Annotated in this window: 16 protein-coding genes and 4 pseudogenes; 8 read left to right on the forward strand and 12 right to left on the reverse strand. The window is 48.2% G+C overall.

What is annotated here, in order from left to right; genetic code table 11:
- Nucleotides 1–631, reverse strand: a pseudogene (yaaA, locus tag A2F46_RS12110) (peroxide stress protein YaaA); the annotation flags it as partial.
- 267 nt (nt 632–898) lie between these two features.
- Here yaaA and A2F46_RS09910 point away from each other — a divergent pair.
- Nucleotides 899–1,843 carry a Dyp-type peroxidase gene (locus A2F46_RS09910; RefSeq protein WP_066569964.1) on the forward strand — a complete coding sequence of 315 codons (945 nt, stop codon included), beginning with the start codon at nt 899–901 and terminating at the stop codon, nt 1,841–1,843.
- Between the two features lie 468 nt (nt 1,844–2,311).
- Here the strand turns inward: A2F46_RS09910 and trpB are convergent.
- The 5 genes and pseudogenes from trpB to A2F46_RS12650 form a co-directional block, all read right to left on the reverse strand.
- A pseudogene (gene trpB / locus A2F46_RS09915) lies at nt 2,312–3,512 on the reverse strand (tryptophan synthase subunit beta).
- 38 nt (nt 3,513–3,550) lie between these two features.
- A complete protein-coding gene (locus A2F46_RS12640; protein WP_197457635.1) occupies nt 3,551–3,805 on the reverse strand; it encodes a hypothetical protein in 255 nt (84 codons plus the stop codon).
- Nucleotides 3,802–4,332, reverse strand: a complete 531-nt coding sequence (locus A2F46_RS12645; RefSeq protein WP_197457636.1) for a bifunctional 2-polyprenyl-6-hydroxyphenol methylase/3-demethylubiquinol 3-O-methyltransferase UbiG — start codon at nt 4,330–4,332, stop codon at nt 3,802–3,804. The genes A2F46_RS12640 and A2F46_RS12645 overlap by 4 nt, the downstream gene beginning before the upstream one ends.
- Entirely contained in the window at nt 4,281–4,901 is a 621-nt protein-coding gene (locus A2F46_RS09925) for an SDR family oxidoreductase (RefSeq protein ID WP_231867774.1), read from the reverse strand. Before A2F46_RS09925 ends, A2F46_RS12645 begins: the two co-directional genes overlap by 52 nt.
- Nucleotides 4,844–5,056 (reverse strand): hypothetical protein, encoded by a 213-nt coding sequence (locus tag A2F46_RS12650; protein WP_197457637.1) that lies wholly within the window; start codon nt 5,054–5,056, stop codon nt 4,844–4,846. The genes A2F46_RS09925 and A2F46_RS12650 overlap by 58 nt, the downstream gene beginning before the upstream one ends.
- Nucleotides 5,057–5,164: 108 nt before the next feature.
- On the opposite strand from A2F46_RS12650, the gene A2F46_RS09930 reads away from it, so the two are divergent.
- A complete protein-coding gene (locus A2F46_RS09930; protein WP_066569966.1) occupies nt 5,165–6,085 on the forward strand; it encodes a LysR family transcriptional regulator in 921 nt (306 codons plus the stop codon).
- Between the two features lie 97 nt (nt 6,086–6,182).
- Nucleotides 6,183–7,569, forward strand: a pseudogene (fumC, locus tag A2F46_RS09935) (class II fumarate hydratase).
- Between the two features lie 173 nt (nt 7,570–7,742).
- Here the strand turns inward: fumC and panB are convergent.
- The 4 genes from panB to pcnB form a co-directional block, all read right to left on the reverse strand.
- Nucleotides 7,743–8,537, reverse strand: a complete 795-nt coding sequence (panB, locus tag A2F46_RS09940; protein WP_066569969.1) for a 3-methyl-2-oxobutanoate hydroxymethyltransferase — start codon at nt 8,535–8,537, stop codon at nt 7,743–7,745.
- A 121-nt stretch (nt 8,538–8,658) separates the two neighbouring features.
- The gene (locus A2F46_RS09945; RefSeq protein WP_066569971.1) at nt 8,659–9,291 is read right to left on the reverse strand and encodes a deoxynucleoside kinase; all 633 of its coding nucleotides are present in this window, start codon (nt 9,289–9,291) and stop codon (nt 8,659–8,661) included.
- 43 nt (nt 9,292–9,334) lie between these two features.
- Complete coding sequence (folK, locus tag A2F46_RS09950; RefSeq protein WP_066569974.1) at nt 9,335–9,832, reverse strand: 2-amino-4-hydroxy-6-hydroxymethyldihydropteridine diphosphokinase; 498 nt, start codon at nt 9,830–9,832, stop codon at nt 9,335–9,337.
- A 1-nt stretch (nt 9,833) separates the two neighbouring features.
- Complete coding sequence (pcnB, locus tag A2F46_RS09955) at nt 9,834–11,189, reverse strand: polynucleotide adenylyltransferase PcnB (protein ID WP_066569977.1); 1,356 nt, start codon at nt 11,187–11,189, stop codon at nt 9,834–9,836.
- Nucleotides 11,190–11,387: 198 nt separating this feature from the next.
- Between pcnB and A2F46_RS09960 the strand changes: the two genes are divergently transcribed.
- Genes A2F46_RS09960 through purE form a run of 4 tightly spaced genes read left to right on the forward strand, consistent with a single transcriptional unit; the run spans nt 11,388 to nt 13,591 of the window.
- The gene (locus A2F46_RS09960) at nt 11,388–11,573 is read left to right on the forward strand and encodes a DUF3460 family protein (protein WP_066570017.1); all 186 of its coding nucleotides are present in this window, start codon (nt 11,388–11,390) and stop codon (nt 11,571–11,573) included.
- A 48-nt stretch (nt 11,574–11,621) separates the two neighbouring features.
- Nucleotides 11,622–12,302 carry a class I SAM-dependent methyltransferase gene (locus A2F46_RS09965; RefSeq protein WP_066569980.1) on the forward strand — a complete coding sequence of 227 codons (681 nt, stop codon included), beginning with the start codon at nt 11,622–11,624 and terminating at the stop codon, nt 12,300–12,302.
- Nucleotides 12,295–13,062, forward strand: a complete 768-nt coding sequence (locus A2F46_RS09970; RefSeq protein ID WP_082783658.1) for a tol-pal system YbgF family protein — start codon at nt 12,295–12,297, stop codon at nt 13,060–13,062. The genes A2F46_RS09965 and A2F46_RS09970 overlap by 8 nt, the downstream gene beginning before the upstream one ends.
- Before the next feature lie 19 nt (nt 13,063–13,081).
- A complete protein-coding gene (gene purE, locus A2F46_RS09975; protein ID WP_066569986.1) occupies nt 13,082–13,591 on the forward strand; it encodes a 5-(carboxyamino)imidazole ribonucleotide mutase in 510 nt (169 codons plus the stop codon).
- Between the two features lie 208 nt (nt 13,592–13,799).
- On the opposite strand, the pseudogene trmA reads toward purE, so the two are convergent.
- Both trmA and A2F46_RS09985 read right to left on the reverse strand, forming a co-directional pair.
- Nucleotides 13,800–14,913 (reverse strand): annotated as a pseudogene (gene trmA, locus A2F46_RS09980) (tRNA (uridine(54)-C5)-methyltransferase TrmA).
- A gap of 60 nt (nt 14,914–14,973) precedes the next feature.
- Nucleotides 14,974–15,708, reverse strand: a complete 735-nt coding sequence (locus tag A2F46_RS09985; RefSeq protein WP_066569989.1) for an SDR family NAD(P)-dependent oxidoreductase — start codon at nt 15,706–15,708, stop codon at nt 14,974–14,976.
- Between the two features lie 66 nt (nt 15,709–15,774).
- On the opposite strand from A2F46_RS09985, the gene tadA reads away from it, so the two are divergent.
- Complete coding sequence (gene tadA / locus A2F46_RS09990; protein ID WP_066569991.1) at nt 15,775–16,512, forward strand: tRNA adenosine(34) deaminase TadA; 738 nt, start codon at nt 15,775–15,777, stop codon at nt 16,510–16,512.
- Nucleotides 16,513–16,633 lie beyond the last annotated feature (121 nt).

Consider the following 16,633-nt stretch of genomic DNA (forward strand, 5'->3'; position numbering starts at 1 on the left):
GCACGTTTGGCATAGAAACTGATGATTTTATATTGCCCATTTTTATAATCTTTAAAGATGGGGGTAATCACCGAGCATGGCAATGTACCCATTTGAACAGATTTAAAATATTCATGAGAAGCCAAATTAACCAGTACGTCATCATGGGATTGCGCCATCATTTTTTTCAACATAGAGCTGATTTGATCACCCCAAAAGTCATACAGGTTAGCTCCCCGATCATTCGCCAATTTCGTACCCATTTCTAACCGATAGGGTTGAATCAAGTCCAAAGGCCGCAAAATGCCATACAGGCAGATAAAATCCCCAAATGCTGCTGCAAATAATGTATTGCACTTTCAGGCAAGGTGTTTGCGTGCAGACCTTCATAGACATCACCATCAAACAAATAGACGGCCTGCTTGGCATTTTCTGTAGTAAAAGGCAAATGCCATTCAGCAAAACGCCGTACATTCAACACAGCCAATTTGTCAGATATGCCCATCAGTTTTGCCAAATCTTGCGGCGCCATGGCTTTGAGTAAAGGCAACAACTCTACCGATCGTTTCAACAATGCCGGCTGAGTGTATTCACTCACAGTGGCCTCCGGTATTTCATTTAAATTTTTAGCAGGTGATATCACAAAAAACATAACCGTCCCTTTCTCTGCATTGTGGCTGCGGTGGCAAACACCCGCCTTACTCAATTGGTTCTTCTATCGCCATGATACCGACGGCAACCATTAATGTGGTATAGAAATATACTAATTTGGTGATTGCCATCATTGATGCGATGAAACAAGCAGAGAAGGTATAATGGTTTAGATACCTACCAAAAAATGCAACAATGAAAACATTTCATGAAAGGCTGTTTCGCACGTGTCGAATAGCTTGATTGGTAATTTGTAAAGGAACCCGCTATGGCCATTGAACGCATACAACCTGTGACACACGCCCCCGGTATGAATGCTGTGTTTATCGTTTTGGGAATACAGGATAACAAAGACGCATTACAAGCTGTAACAGACTTTGCCGCTGGATTCTCAGCGTTGGTGCGCAGTTTAAGCAAACGTTTTCCAGACTGTCATTTTAACGCCGCTTTGGGCTTTGGCAGCCAAGCTTGGGATCGTTTATTTCCACAGCAGTCGAAACCCAAGGAGCTGGTGCCTTTTCAAGCCATTAAAGGACCGAAATATACAGCTGTTTCTACACCAGGCGATTTATTCTTCCATATTCGTGCTGATAAGCAAGATATTTGCTATGAGCTTTCATCATTAATAGACCAAGAATTACACGATGCCACTTTCCCTATTGATGAAGTTCATGGCTTTCGTTATTTAGATGGTCGCGCCATTATTGGTTTTGTGGATGGAACGGAAAACCCAGAAGAAGTTGAAGCCGCAGAATACGCTGTGGTGGGCGATGAAGATCCGGCGTTTAAAGGCGGCAGCTATGCCTTCATTCAAAAATATGTGCACGACATGGATCAATGGCGAGCGTTGAGTACTGAAGAACAAGAGAAAGTCATTGGTCGGCGGAAATACGATGACGTAGAACTGAGCGACGAAGTCAAACCCAAAACTGCCCACAATAACGTTTCCAAAGCTCATGATGCGCAAGGCAATGAATTAAAAATTGTGCGCGCCAATGTGGCCTTTGCCCAACCATCGAAAAATGAATACGGCACTTTCTTTATTGGTTATGCCCGCCATTTTTCTGTAACCCGGCAAATGCTGCTGCACATGTTCAAGGGCAATGAAGAAGGGTTTACCGACCGCCTACTCGATTTCAGTACCGCCACCACTGGCTGCTTGTTTTACGTTCCTACCTATGACTTTCTGGATGGCTTGGGTGATGATGAATAACCATCCAGTTCAAACTGCGCTGTATTGCGTTGATATTTACTTCTAATGAAGCAATAGAATCACTGTAATTATGTGGTGTTGAAAGCAATTGGCCCGTTTTATTGACAAGGTGATGGCGATTATGATGAGGCTTGAATGCAATCGCCATCATCGCGTCCTTTAATTACGCGTTGATATGACTTGTATCTAAAGACTTGGACATGTGAATAGGCTGCCTGAAACCAAATTTTGGATGGGTTTCAGGCAGCCTATTCACATGATGAAAGCGATAATATTGCACTGGGCGGCCTGTGCATTCATCCTGCACACCAAGCAAACTATTTTAAAGAACATTGACTAAAAGCGTGTGGCTGCACAGTAACAACCAATCACCACGCCGGCCTTAGAGTGAATTTGTGATGTAAAAGCGTTTTACATGCAACACTACACACTTCTGATTTTAAAAATCAGGCCAACGTACTGAAAGCATTAAAGTTTCAGTTGGTCCAATACAAAATCAATGTCTTTGTCACCTCGGCCTGATAGGTTCACCAATAGTCGCTGGTTGTTGTCTAATTCCGAGGCTCGGCGCAAAGCATAAGCACTGCATGTGCCGATTCTAATGCAGGGATAATGCCTTCTTCCCGCGACAAAGCCAAAAAGGCCGCCAGTGCTTCGCCATCGGTGGCCGATTCATAACGGGCTTTCCCCATGTCTTTCAAATAGCTGTGCTGTGGTCCTACGCCCGGATAATCCAAGCCTGAAGCAATGGAATGAACCACCATAGGATCCCCTTGCTCATCTTGCAGCACATAACAACGAAAACCTTGAATTACCCCGGGCTTACCCTTGCTCATAGTAGCGGCATGGCGGTTGGTATCTAGCCCTTCGCCCGCCGGCTCCACACCCACCAACTGCACGTCTTCATCATCTAAAAAAGCATTGAATAAACCCATGGCATTGGATCCACCGCCACACAAGCCACGACTTCATCAGGCAGCCCACCATATTGGCTTTGGAACTGCGCCCGCGCTTCATGCCCCACTATAGATTGAAAATAAGCCACCATTTCTGGATAAGGCGCTGGGCCCACCACAGAGCCAATGGCAAACATACTGTTGTCCATGTCTTGCAAATACGCAGCAAAAGCACTGTCTACCGCTTCTTTTAAAGTGCCCGCACCTGCGGATACAGGCACCAGTTTTGCCCCTAAAATTTTCATGCGCGATACATTGGGATGTTCTTTGGCAATGTCCACAACGCCCATGTGAATTTCACAAGCTAAGCCCACCAATGCCGCCGCAGTGGCCAATGCAACGCCATGTTGGCCAGCCCCCGTCTCTGCAATGACTTTTTTCTTGCCTAATTTTTTGGCCAGCAGCACTTCGCCAATACAGTGATTGATTTTGTGGGCACCAGTGTGATTTAAATCTTCACGTTTGAGGTAAATCTGAGCACCACGTCTCGATAAAGTTTTGGCATGGTACAGCGGGCTTGGTCTGCCCACATAGGTTTGCTGCAGCCGCTGCATTTCAGCACAAAATTCCTTATCTCGAATAATTTCATGGAAGCCCGCTTCCAATTGTGCCAAAGCAACTTGCAAAGCGGGATGCTCAATTTTGCCACCATAATCGCCAAAAAAACCTTGATCATCGGGCCGCACCCATGCATTCAATCCTTCATGCGCCATTTGCGCTCCTTTTATGAATATTTTTTAAACAGCACCGCTCAACAGCCACGTTTACGACCCAACACATAAACAACCATGCATTCGCCTGTGTGACCGCTGCCTTCCACAATGTGATCAACGATCTCTTCACCAATCAGCCAATCCAATTCTGGCATGACTTTTTGAATATCAGTCAGCGTAGGCAACATATCAATGTCTTTCGGGCCGCCGGTAGCATATTGCAATTGTTGGGGATGGTACCAAACACCCACAAAACAGCCATTGGGTTTGAGTGCCGCTTGTACGGAAGTCAAAACCCGCCCGCGAATGGCAGAAGGCAAATGGCATAAATCGCCGTAACCACATCATAAACTGCCTGCCCCATCTCTAATTTCGCCAAATCAGCTACTTGAGTGCGTAACTTCACGCCACGATCATGTGCCAACATCTGAGCTTTTCTCAAGCCGACAACAGAGAGGTCCACACCCAGCACATCAAAACCTTGCTCGGCCAAATAGACCGCATTTCGGCCTTCACCTTCAGCCAGCCCCAAAGCCTTACCGCCTTTAGGCAACAGAGGCAAAACCCGACGCAAAAAGCGATGCGGCTCAACGCCATAATGGTATTCCGCTTTATTGTAACGCTCATCCCACTGATTCATGATGCCCTTTAAATTTGAGGCTGCCTGAAAAACTTTTTTTACCATCAAATGCACACAAAAACAACTTGGGTCGGTGCTGACCACATCAGCAAACCGACCCAAGTCATCAACACAGCCATTAAATTGACTTATTTCGTGGTGTATCCGCCGTTCACCAAAATTGTTTGTCCGGTCATCCACCAACCTTCGCTCACCATGAACACAATCCACGGCACAATATCAGCAATGTCGGTCAAGCCCGTTTTTGAAAAGGGCGACAAAGCAGCAGCCGTCTTGTGATAGGCCACTGCATCTGCCCCTTCTGCGGGATAGAAAAATGGCGTATCCATGGGACCTGGACCTATGGCGGTTACTGAAATTCCACGGGCCCCAAATTCTTTAGAGGCCGCGCGGGTGAAGTGTTCTACAGGCGCTTTCAAGCCCTCATATGCAGCGTAAAAAGGGGTGTAGGCGCCCAACAAAGAAGTCACCAATGTGCAAATTTTGCCATGCTCATTCAAGCGCATCCCTGCTTCTTTGATAAAGAAAAAAGCCGACTTGGCGTTTACCGCGCTCATGTCATCAAATTCGTCTTCACTGATTTCTGCCATCGGCTTTTTCAATACTCGGCCCACCGTATTCACGGCGATGTCGATTTTGCCGAAGCGACTTTCCACTTCATCAAACAATTGCGTGATGGCATTTGCTCGGGTTAAATCAGCCTGCACAGCCATGGCTTCTGCACCTGCTGCACGAATATCCGCCAGCACCGACTCGGCATCTGCCTTAGCTGCCGCGCTATGGTAATGGATGGCAACCGCTTGGCACCTTTATGGGCCAGTTCACGTGCTAACAACGCACCTAAATTTTTGGCGCCACCGGTAATCAAGGCCACTTTCCCTTGAATGATATTGGGGTTTGTCATGCTGATGCTCCTGTTGCGTGTTGTGATTGACAAACATCATTTTATTGAACAGAATTTTTATATAAAACCATCATTTTTGTTTTCTCTATTCATAATTTCTAAACAATCATGGACAAACTCACTTGCCTGCGCGTTTTTGCACACATTGCTCAGAGCGGCAGTTTCAGTCGTACTGCCGAGCGCCTGCGTCTACCAAGGGCCACAGTTTCACTGGCCATCAAGCAATTGGAGCAAGAATTGTCGGTGCGCCTTTTTTACCGCACTACTCGCCAGGTCCGGCTCAGTGAAGATGGTCAAGCACTGAAATTGCGGGCCGATACGGTATTGTCAGAAATGGACGCCATTGAACAATTGTTCCATGCAGAAAATCAGGAGCTCAGCGGCCATTTACATATAGATATGCCCAGCCGCATTGCCCGACGTTTGGTGATACCAGCTCTGCCCAGATGGTTGGCGTTGCACCCTAAACTCAATTTACACATCAGTGCCATTGACCGTTTTAGTGATTTGGTTCATGAAGGTATTGATTGCGCATTGCGAGTGGGCCGGCTGCCTGAAAGCAATTTAATTGCGAGGCCATTAGGGTGTTTTGATATGGTTAACGTGGCCAGTCCAGCGTATTTATCGCGCAAGGGGATACCCACAACGCCAGCTGATCTATCTGGGCACGATGTGGTGTGCTACCAACACCAACACAGCCTTCCAACCGCCAATTGGTTTTGGCAAGAAGCGGGTGAACCACTGCAATCCCAACTAAACAGCGTTTTGGTGGTGGACAATGCTGAGAATTATGTAGCCGCAGCGTTGGCGGGCATCGGTCTCATTCAGCTACCCCGTTATGATGTGGCTACTGACTTGCAAGCAGGTAGATTGGTTGAGGTTCTGCCTCTGTTTCGGCCAGATCCCATGCCTGTCCAACTGGTCTACGCCAACCGTTTACACGCCACTGTGCGCACCCGTGCGCTGATGACTTGGCTGGCGGAATTACTGCAACCTTGGACCCAAGCCGAAGCCACACCATCAGACTAGACCACCAGCGCAAATGGGATTACGCTCACGGCTGCATCACATAACAATCACAACACACGCCACTGCTGCCTACCCGTAAACCTTGGAGAAAAAATCGATGGATAACCGCATTGAACACGACAGCATGGGCGAAATCGCCGTACCCAATCATGTTTATTGGGGTGCACAAACCCAACGCAGCTTGCGTAATTTTGATATTGGCGGAGAAACCCTGCCACCAGCCATAATTCAAGCCATGGCTTTGGTGAAGAAAGCGGCGGCCATTACCAATCAGGAGTTGGGCCGGCTGGACAGAACACGCACCGACTTAATTGTGCGCGCGGCAGAAAAGATTTTGGCCGGTGAATTGGCCGATCAATTTCCCTTGGTGGTATGGCAAACAGGCTCGGGTACACAAAGCAATATGAACATGAATGAAGTGCTCGCCAATGTCGCCAATGAGCTGGCGGGTCAACCCCGCGGCAGCTACCAGCCCGTCCACCCTAATGATCATGTGAATCACGCCCAATCCACCAATGATTCTTTCCCTACCGCCATCCATGTTGCAGCGGCCATTCAAATCAACCAGCAACTGATTCCACGCATGCGCGCCCTGCGCGACACCTTATCAGCAAAGGCCGAGTCGTTTAAAGACATCGTGAAAATTGGCCGAACCCACCTGCAAGATGCGACTCCGTTAACCTTAGGACAAGAATTCAGCGGCTATGTAAGCCAATTGGAACATAGTTTGGCACGCTTACAGCAGGCTTGGTGGGTTTGTATGAGCTACCTTTAGGTGGGACAGCGGTAGGCACAGGGCTTAATAGTCACCCTTTGTATGCCGAGCGCGCAGCCGAACAAATGACGTTACTGACTGGATTACCGTTCGTTACGGCGCCCAACAAATTTGAGGCATTAGCGGCACGCGATGCCGTGGTTTTTGCTTCAGGCTGCCTGAAAACTTTGGCCGTCAGCTTAAATAAAATTGCCAACGATGTACGCTGGCTGGCAAGCGGCCCGCGTTGCGGCATTGGCGAAATCACCATTCCGGCGAATGAACCAGGTTCCAGTATTATGCCAGGTAAGGTCAACCCAACCCAATCAGAAGCGATGACCATGGTCGCGGCCCAAGTGATCGGCAATGACACGACCATCAGTATGGCTGGGGCCAACGGCAATTTTGAATTGAATGTATATATGCCAGTGCTGGCATTCAACCTTTTACAATCCATCCGTTTGCTGGCCGATGCTTGCCGGAGCTTTGATTTGCGCTGTGCCCAGGGGATAGAGCCAGTACGCGAAAAAATCGACGCCAATCTTCATCACTCACTGATGCTGGTCACCGCATTAAACCGCCACATTGGTTATGAAAAAGCCGCTAAAATCGCCAAAACCGCTTACCAGCAAAACCTTAGTTTGAAACAAGCAGCACTGAATTTGGCTATTTAACCGCCGCAGAATTTGACCAATGGGTAATCCCGGAAGAGATGATTCATCCAAGTTGAAGCCATAGCAAGATGTGGATAACCTTTAGGACTGGGCATTAATTTTGAATCATATGCCATGCACTCAAAAGGCTGCTTGAAATTTTTCAGGCAGCCTTTTGATATAACATCGCCTCAAACAATAACCATTGATTCTATATCGGGGATATCACTCTTTATATTATTTATTAAGCTCAATCGGCAAAGCTGTGTACTTCTTCAGGGAAACTTTGGTCTTTCACAGCCTGCACATAAGCGGCCACAGCTGCCTGAATGCTGGCTTGACCTTGCATAAAATTGCGCACAAATTTAGCGGTTTTCCCAGGAAAGATGCCCAACATATCGTGCATCACCAAAACCTGACCATCACAATCTACGCCAGCACCAATACCGATGGTGGGACAAGCAAGGCTGTGTGTCACTCGCTTGGCCAAACCACTGGGCACACACTCCATCAAAACCAGATCAGCCCCGGCTTCATCATGAGCCCGCGCATCTTGAAACAAGGCCTCGGCCGCAGCATCGCCTTTGCCTTGCACTTTATAGCCACCAAACGCATTCACAGATTGGGGCGTAAGCCCGATGTGAGCACACACCGGAATACCACGTTGTTGCAAAAAGTGCGTGGTCTCCGCCATCCATATCCCACCCTCTAATTTCACCATGTGCGCGCCGGCTGCCATCAATTCAGCAGATGCAGAAAATGCCTGCTCTTTATTTTGTTGATAAGCACCAAAAGGCAAATCAGCCACAATCATGGCATGTTGATTCCCGCGCGCCACCGCAGCGGTGTGATAACACATATCTCGGAGGCTAACCGGAAGGGTCGAGCTTTGACCTTGCACCGCCATGCCTAAAGAATCACCAATCAACAGCACATCCACCCCAGCTTCATTCATCAAGCTGGCGAAGCTGGCCTCATAACACGTCAGCATGGCGATTTTCTCACCTTTGCTTTTCATGGCTCGTAAAGTATTAATCGTGATCATTGTCCCCTACCTTCCTTCAAGCGAAACGCCGGCTTCGGTTACCGGCGTTTGATGGGTTTTATCTTAAACAGCGCTATTGCTTTGGTCAAGACCGCCTTTCAGGCTGCCTGAACGGCATTGCTTATTCGCTCAAATTCAAATAATGACGGCTGCCTTTCATATTGGCAATGGTGCGCAACAGCAGCTCAAAATGGTCATCATTACCCATAAAATCCAGTTCGTTGGTATTGGCAATCAGCAAAGGCGCATGTTGGTACAGATGGAAAAAACGGCGATATTCATCGTGAATTTGTTGTAAGTAGCCCGCAGGGAACAAATTCAACATATTATCGTTGCGGCTACGAATGCGTTTTTCCAAAACTTCATCATCGGCTTCCAGATAAATCACCAAATCTGGCACCGGAAACTCAGGCATCACTTTTTGTTTTAATTGCCAATACAATGTTTGCTCGTCGTTGCGCAGAATCACTGGCACATAAATCTGATCTTTCTCCAACAAAAAATCAGCAATCACCCGCTGATTGCGCTCATCCTCGGTTTGAATCACATTCAAAGCCTCGCAGCGGCGCACCAAAAAATGCAACTCAGTGGCCAAACCATGATTTGCCGCATTCAAATAAAATTGCTCCAAAAAAGGATTGCGTTCGGGTGCTTCCGTGAGTAGCATGGCATCAAAATATTGTGCCAAACGGCGGCTTAAAGCCGATTTACCACTGCCTATCGAACCTTCCACAACAATATAGCGGTAATGCATGATTTATCCCTTTAATATTCCCAGTATCCAATGTGTTTTAGCACTAAAGCGGCGCAACCGCTTCATCAGGCTTGTTCTGCAATAATTGCTGCGCCAATTGAACGGCCGTCCCATGCTCGCCTATCGGATAATCGGGCATGATCTGAGCCAGAGGCACCATCACAAATGCCCGTTCATGTGCCCGTGGATGCGGCAAATCCAGTTCAGAAGAATGAAGCGATTGGCCACCATAATCTACGATATCCAAATCCAAAGTGCGTGGTGCGTTACGGAAACTGCGCACACGACCAAAGCGATTTTCCAAATTTTGCAATGCCTGTAACAAATCATGTGCATCTAATGTGGTGGACACCAGCATCACTGCATTCACAAAATCCGGCTGAGCCGCATAGCCAACTGGCTTGGTTTGGTATAGTGAAGATACATGCTGCACAATCACCCCTGGCAACAAGCCGACAGCTTCAATAGCAGCCTGAACCTGTTGTGCAGGCTGATCTAAGTTTGAGCCCAAGGCAATCACTGCCATTACGCTGGTTCGCATGTCAATCTGCATCTTGGCTAATCTCTGCCGCTTTCGCTTTATTGCGTGGTTTGCGGCGGCGTTTGCGGTTTTGAGGCACACCAGATTCGGCAGGCGCGTTCTGAATCAATTGTTGTTGCCCCTCATGATCAGCTGCCTGAAAATCATGCCACCACTGTACCAACGCCATGGGTACTTCACCCAGTTGCGCCCGCAGGCTTAAAAAATCATACGCCGCCCGGAATCGAGCTTGACTCAGTAAACGAAATGGCCGCGTTCCCTTGCGCGCCTCAAACTGTGGCTGCAATACCCAAATTTCACGCATGGTAATGCCATAACGTTGTGGCACGCCCCAACTTTGATCCATTTGGGCGCGCACATCGGCTATGGCCGCATTCAGCGCGGCCGCAGGGCGCATGCCCTGTGCTTGATAGCGCAACCACAAAGCCAACACTTGCGGCCACAATACCGCGGCCAAAACAAACCCCATGGAGACTGATTTATCAGCACGCAAACGCTCATCCGTATTTTTTAAGGCCAGTGAAGCCATGTTGGTGGCCGTTTTATCAGCACCGGTTGCCAGCGCATCCAACAATGGATGGACATGCCCCGATAAGCCCAATGCATGAATCTGTTGTAAACAGTTTTGTGCATGGCCGGAAAACAGAATTTTTAAGATTTCATCAAATAACCGGGCTGGCGGTTCGCGACGCAATAAATCGGCACACGGGATAATGTCACTGGCGGTGGCCCCTTCTACCGAAAAACCCAATTTTCCCGACAAGCGCGCTGCACGCAACATGCGGACAGGATCCTCTTGATATCGCGCCGCAGGTTCACCAATCATCACCAATTTTTTTAAACGAATATCGTCCACACCATGATGAAAATCCACCACTACTTGATCAATGGGATCGTAATACAAAGCATTGGCGGTAAAATCACGTCGCTGCGCATCCTGCTCTTGAGAACCAAAACTCACGTCTCGCATGATGCGCCCCAATTCATTTTGGGTATGTACGGGCCCGCCCCGAAAAGTCGTGACTTCTATGGTTTCTGGACCTACCATCACATGCACAATCGGGAAACGTCGCCCTACAATGCGGCTACGGCGAAATAGTTTACGCACTGCTTCTGGTGGTGCATCGGTGGCCACATCAAAGTCTTTGGGTTCCACGCCCAATAGTAAATCACGCACGGCGCCACCCACAATATAAGCTTCGAAACCGCTTTGCTTGAGTCGCTTGATCACTTTTTCAGCCGCAAAGCTGATGGATTCCGCATGAATGCCGTGCTCGTTAAAAGACAACACCTGCCGAGATAATTTGGCCGTTTTCGCTTTTCCCGGTAAAACTTTATTCAGCCATTTTTTCAACATAATGGACACTATCATATACACAAAAAAGGGCGGCACAGGGCCGCAAGTGGCCTAGTATAACCCAAACAAAGTGGGCATCGGCAGCACATGCCACAGAAATCCATAGCATTGACCCCAAGTATCAAAGGAAATCACTTCCCCAACACAGGGCCGCTCCGCTATAATTCGCACACTTGTTTTTTGTCAAAAGAACACATCATGTACCAATATAAATCTGATACTACCCAATTTCTAGACGCTTATCTTGAAGAGCATCCCGAAGAAAAAACCAAACAGCTACAACACCGTGGCATGCTGTGGGATGTTGCACTCAACCCTGAAGATGAAGCCAATTTCAAAGCGGCTAGCCTGCCCAAAAAAGGCTACAGCTATCAATCCGAGTAACTATTTCTTGATTGATGGGCAATGCACAGCCCTCATCATGGATTTAGCATGAGTGACACAAGTTGGGGCGTTTCTCCTCGGTTGATCGACTATCTGCGCGACATCAATCCAACAGAATCGCCCATATTGGCAGACATCCGAGCGGAAACAGCGCGCCATCGAAAGGGTAAAATGGCCATTGCCCCGGAGCAGGCACTGTGGTTGGTTTGGCTCGCACGGCTACTCAATGCAGAAGCTTATTTAGAAATCGGTGTGTTTACTGGATACAGCAGCACGGCAATGGCCCTGGCTATGCCAGAACATGGTCGTATCACTGCCTGCGACATCAATGTCACTTATACCAATATTGCCCAATATTTTTGGCAACAAGCTGGTATGGCGCACAAAATTGATCTTCACCTACAGCCAGCAATATTAACCTTAAACGAACTGATTGCGAATGGGTTCAGCAACCATTACGATATGGCCTTGATTGATGCCGACAAATGGCCCACTGTCGCTTATTTTGAACGCTGCCTGAACCTGGTACGCCCAGGTGGCGTGATTGCGATAGACAATGTGTTATTGCATGGGCGCGTATCACTGAGCGCATTGCCCAATCAGATTGAATCGGCAAGCATCACTGCCATGGATGCGTTCAATCGCAGCTTGCGGCAAGACAGTCGGATTCACGTGCTTACCCTACCCATCGGTGATGGCTTAACTTTGGTGCAAAAAAAACATGACTAAATCTGTGTGGGCTCGCTGCCCCAGTCTCAGCGAGGAACTGCATAATAACGATAATAACGGTAGTTGGATAAAGTCTGTAAGCATCGTGTTCATTGGTGCGGTGTTGAGTGCATGCAACAGCACAATGCCCACCTCAGCACAGATTCCAAGCACACATTTGACCCAAAATACCGCAATGAGCCAACCTGATTCTCATTCCAGCTCAGCCCAAATGGCTTCGCTGCCAACACCTACTTTGCAATTAATAGAACAACAACTACAAAGCATACAAGCACAGCTGGACGGATTGCAAAACCAAATGAACGAATTGCGCAACCAGCAAGTGGCACTGACCCAAGTGATCGGCTTACGTGGTCATGCAAACTCGCGCCAACCAATGGCCGCAGCGCATTCAGGCAGCTCTAATGTATTGGCGCAAGCAAAAAATTGGTATCGAGCAGGTTTGTATGCACAAGTGATTACTGCTTTGCGGGGTGCGGATGGTGGCGGTAATGGTAATGCGGCCGCTCAAGAAAGCATGTATTTGCTTATGCAAAGCCACCGCAGGCTTAATAATTGTGAATCTGTCATTAATATTGGCAATCGCTTTGCCAATCGTTTTCCTACCCATCCACGAGCGGCAGAAGTGCTGTATCAAGTTGGTCAGTGCCAGATGCGGATGCAACAATCTGACATAGCGCGGGTCACCTGGCGAAAACTCATCGGCATATACCCAGACAGCGCTGCTGCAAAACAAGCGTGGCAACAATTAAATCGTTAATTTATTAGGATTTCCAATTATGAACGCACAAGTGGGCATCATCATGGGCAGCAACAGTGATTGGCCAGTGATGCAGCAAGCTGCCTTATTTTTACAACAATTCGATGTGCCTTATGAAGCCCGCGTGGTATCGGCACACCGCACCCCTGACTTGATGTTTGAATACGCAGAAAATGCACGGGAACGAGGCATTAAAGCCATCATTGCAGGTGCAGGTGGTGCTGCACACCTACCGGGTATGGTGGCCGCCAAAACCACGGTACCTGTATTGGGGGTTCCCGTACCCAGCAAATACCTGCGAGGTGAAGATTCTTTGCTGTCCATCGTACAAATGCCCAAAGGCGTTCCTGTGGCCACTTTTGCGATCGGTGAGGCGGGTGCCGCCAATGCAGCGCTATTTGCCATTTCATTATTGGCCAATGAAGACACGCGATTGGCGCAGGCATTATCCAAATTTCGCCAACGCCAGCAAGAAACCGTATTGGCCATGTCGCTCCCTGACATCGAAGTGCCCGCTTCTGGAGCTTGATTGCTCTGCATGGTGAGCCAGACAGCGGCGAGAAATCATTGGCTGCATTCAAAAAATTCAAAAGCGATGCCATTTTGTGCACCGCTTTTTTGCTTGGTGTTATGACTATGACACTTTCGACCATACCTCAAATCAATTGAGTTATCGCATCGTGGGCCCATTTCTTGGCAATGAACACAAACAACGAACTTCTCAAATACGGGCCTGTTTACGCCATAGCGTTGATTAAGGCTGCTTGCGGCTTCTTTGTCAACAACACGCCCGCTTCCATATGCGGTGTCATCGGGAATTGATCAAATAAAGCCATTTTGGCGATATCATGTGTCGTCGACAAAGTGTGCACATTACGTCGCAATGTTTCTGGGTTACACGAAATATAGATAATGTGGTTAAACGTGCTCAATAAAGCCAATGTTTGTGCATCTATCGCGCGGCGGATCGACGAATACGGTAGAAAACCGGTAATCCGCCAACACAATATTTTGCTCTTGCAAGCGCCGAAATTCGCGCACACCTTGGTAGGCTTGCGTAAATTCTTCCGCAGACAATCGCGCAATGGCGATATTGCTAATGTGGTTGGCCGCGATATTGATCTGGGCTGCCTGAACCGACGTTTTCGAAACTTCTGTGGCCAATACACGATTAAAACAATGAGATAGTGGCAAGGTAAAATTACCATTGCCACAATAAAGCTCCAATAAATCACCACCCAATCCCTGTGCCGCGTCTGTGGCCCAGGACAGCATTTTTTCGCACACCACGGCATTGGGCTGGCTAAAAGCCCCTTCTGGTTGGCGATACGTATATACACAGTCGTGCACTTGTAGGGTTTCGGTGACGAAATCCTGGCCCACCACCCATTTGTGTCCGCGACTGCGTCCAATCACCGAAATATTCAATTGCTGGCTAAGTTGATGGGCAGCCTGCAGCCATTCTTCATCCAGTTTGCGGTGATAAATCAGGCTAACCAGCGTATTGCCATTCAGCGTGGTTAAAAATTCCACTTGATACAAGCGCTGTTGCAACACAATATTTGTTTGCAACGCATGCAATAATACCGGCATCAAATGGCTAATGTGTTGATGTGCTGCTGCAAAGGTCTGCATTTTGATGATGTTATGCGCACCAGCTTTTTCACCCGGCGCAAACATCGCGTAGCTGAGTTCATCTCCATCACGCCAAATACGAAATTCAGCGCGCATGCGCCAATGCTGCTCAGGTGACTCAAACACGGTGATGGGCGGCAACATACAATCGGCAAATAAATTTTCTATTTGGCGGATTTTTTCTTGTAGTTGAGCATTATATTCAGCGCTGACCATAACCATCCATCAAAACTTAAAAACGCGCATTATAAGGGTTTCAGGCCGCCCGTCACAAACTTACTGAGATTCCCGCACATCACGAAGTACTATCTGTCCATAGCGATCATCTTCAATCATGGCCGCTATCCATTTCGCTGTCGCTTCACTGCTTTGCAGCAAACCGTGGTGATGTAAATCAACAAATTGCTGACGCAGTGGAAAGGATGTGTGATCGCTGTCTCGGATGGTTTCCTGCATGCCCGTATCCACCACGCCCGGAGCAATGCTGGCAATGCGCACGCCGATATGACCTTCCGCAGCCACCACCGCTGCATGCTGATCCAACGCTGCTTTGGTGGAACCATACACACTCCAACCAGGATAGGTCTTCCGCGCCGCACCGCTGCTGATGTGCGCTATGCGAAAATCTTGTGTGGGCTTCATCAGTGCCATGAGCGCATTGCTCAGTAGCAAAGGCGCTGTCACGTTCAAAGCCACCGCTTGGCTGATGGCCATATCATCTTGCTGACCTAATATGGCATTAGGCACTACTGAACCAGCATTGTTGATGAGCACCACCGAAGTAGCGCTCTGAATCGATCGTTGCCAAGCCTTGGTTTTTAAAAATGCCATCAATTGACCACTATCGGCCAGATCCAGAGCAGTTTGATGCAATTGCGCCGAGCTGATTGGCCATTTCTGTCGCGATATGCCCCAAACCGCACAATGAGATTGCTGCAAGTAATGCTCGGCTAACGCCTTCCCTAAGCCTTTGCTGTGACCGGTGATGATGACCAATACAGGTGCTGTCATAAATAGGCTTTCAGAATTTCAGGCAACTTTATAGTACCATTAACACCTACCACTTGGACTGACAACATGACTTGCCCATCGGATACGACGCCGCTTATTGAGCTCTCGATTCCGCCCAAAGCTGTAGCCATACTGAAAACAGAAGGCATCCACACCCGTGGAGATTTACACCGCTGCGGGCCTGTGTATGCTTTTTTATTGCTGAAAGCTGCTGCTCTTGGGGTAACTGAAAGCCTATTGTGGCGACTGGTACAGGCCGCCGATACGCAAACCCATTGGCCACCCACCCTCGCTGAAAAACAATCATGGCATGACGCCATACGCCAACATCCGCCAGTCGCGATATTTCCACCAACAAATATCATGCAAAGTTGGATGGCCAAAGCATTAGATCAAGCCCGCTTGGCGCTGCAATATCAGGAGGTACCGGTGGGCGCGGTTATCGTTCGTGAGAATACCTTGATCGCCGCCGCACACAACCAATGCGTGACACACCACAATGTCAGCCATCACGCCGAAATTCAAGCACTCAACTTGGCTGGCATGGTCACCAATAATTACCGGCTCGATGGCTGTGATGTGTATGTCACACTTGAGCCTTGTGCCATGTGTGCCAGTGCACTAATACAAGCGCGGGTACGGCGTGTTATTTTTGGCGCAACAGAGCCTAAGACAGGCGCTGCAGGCAGTGTACTGAATCTTTTTAATGAGCCTAAATTAAATGCGCACACGGCTTGCCGTGGTGGTGTTCTGGCTTCAGAAAGCCAAGCACTGCTGCAAACGTTTTTCCAACATCGGCGCTAGCCAATACAAATGGATAAACTCTGCCCTATTTGTTTTCTAAATCAAGCAATAAAAGTTTAAAAAATAGGCTGCTTGAAAAACAGCCCAATTTGAAGGTTGGGCTGTCGATTTATTTCACTTA

The sequence above is a fragment of the Snodgrassella sp. CFCC 13594 genome, assembly GCF_001590725.1.
Taxonomy (GTDB): domain Bacteria; phylum Pseudomonadota; class Gammaproteobacteria; order Burkholderiales; family Neisseriaceae; genus Snodgrassella.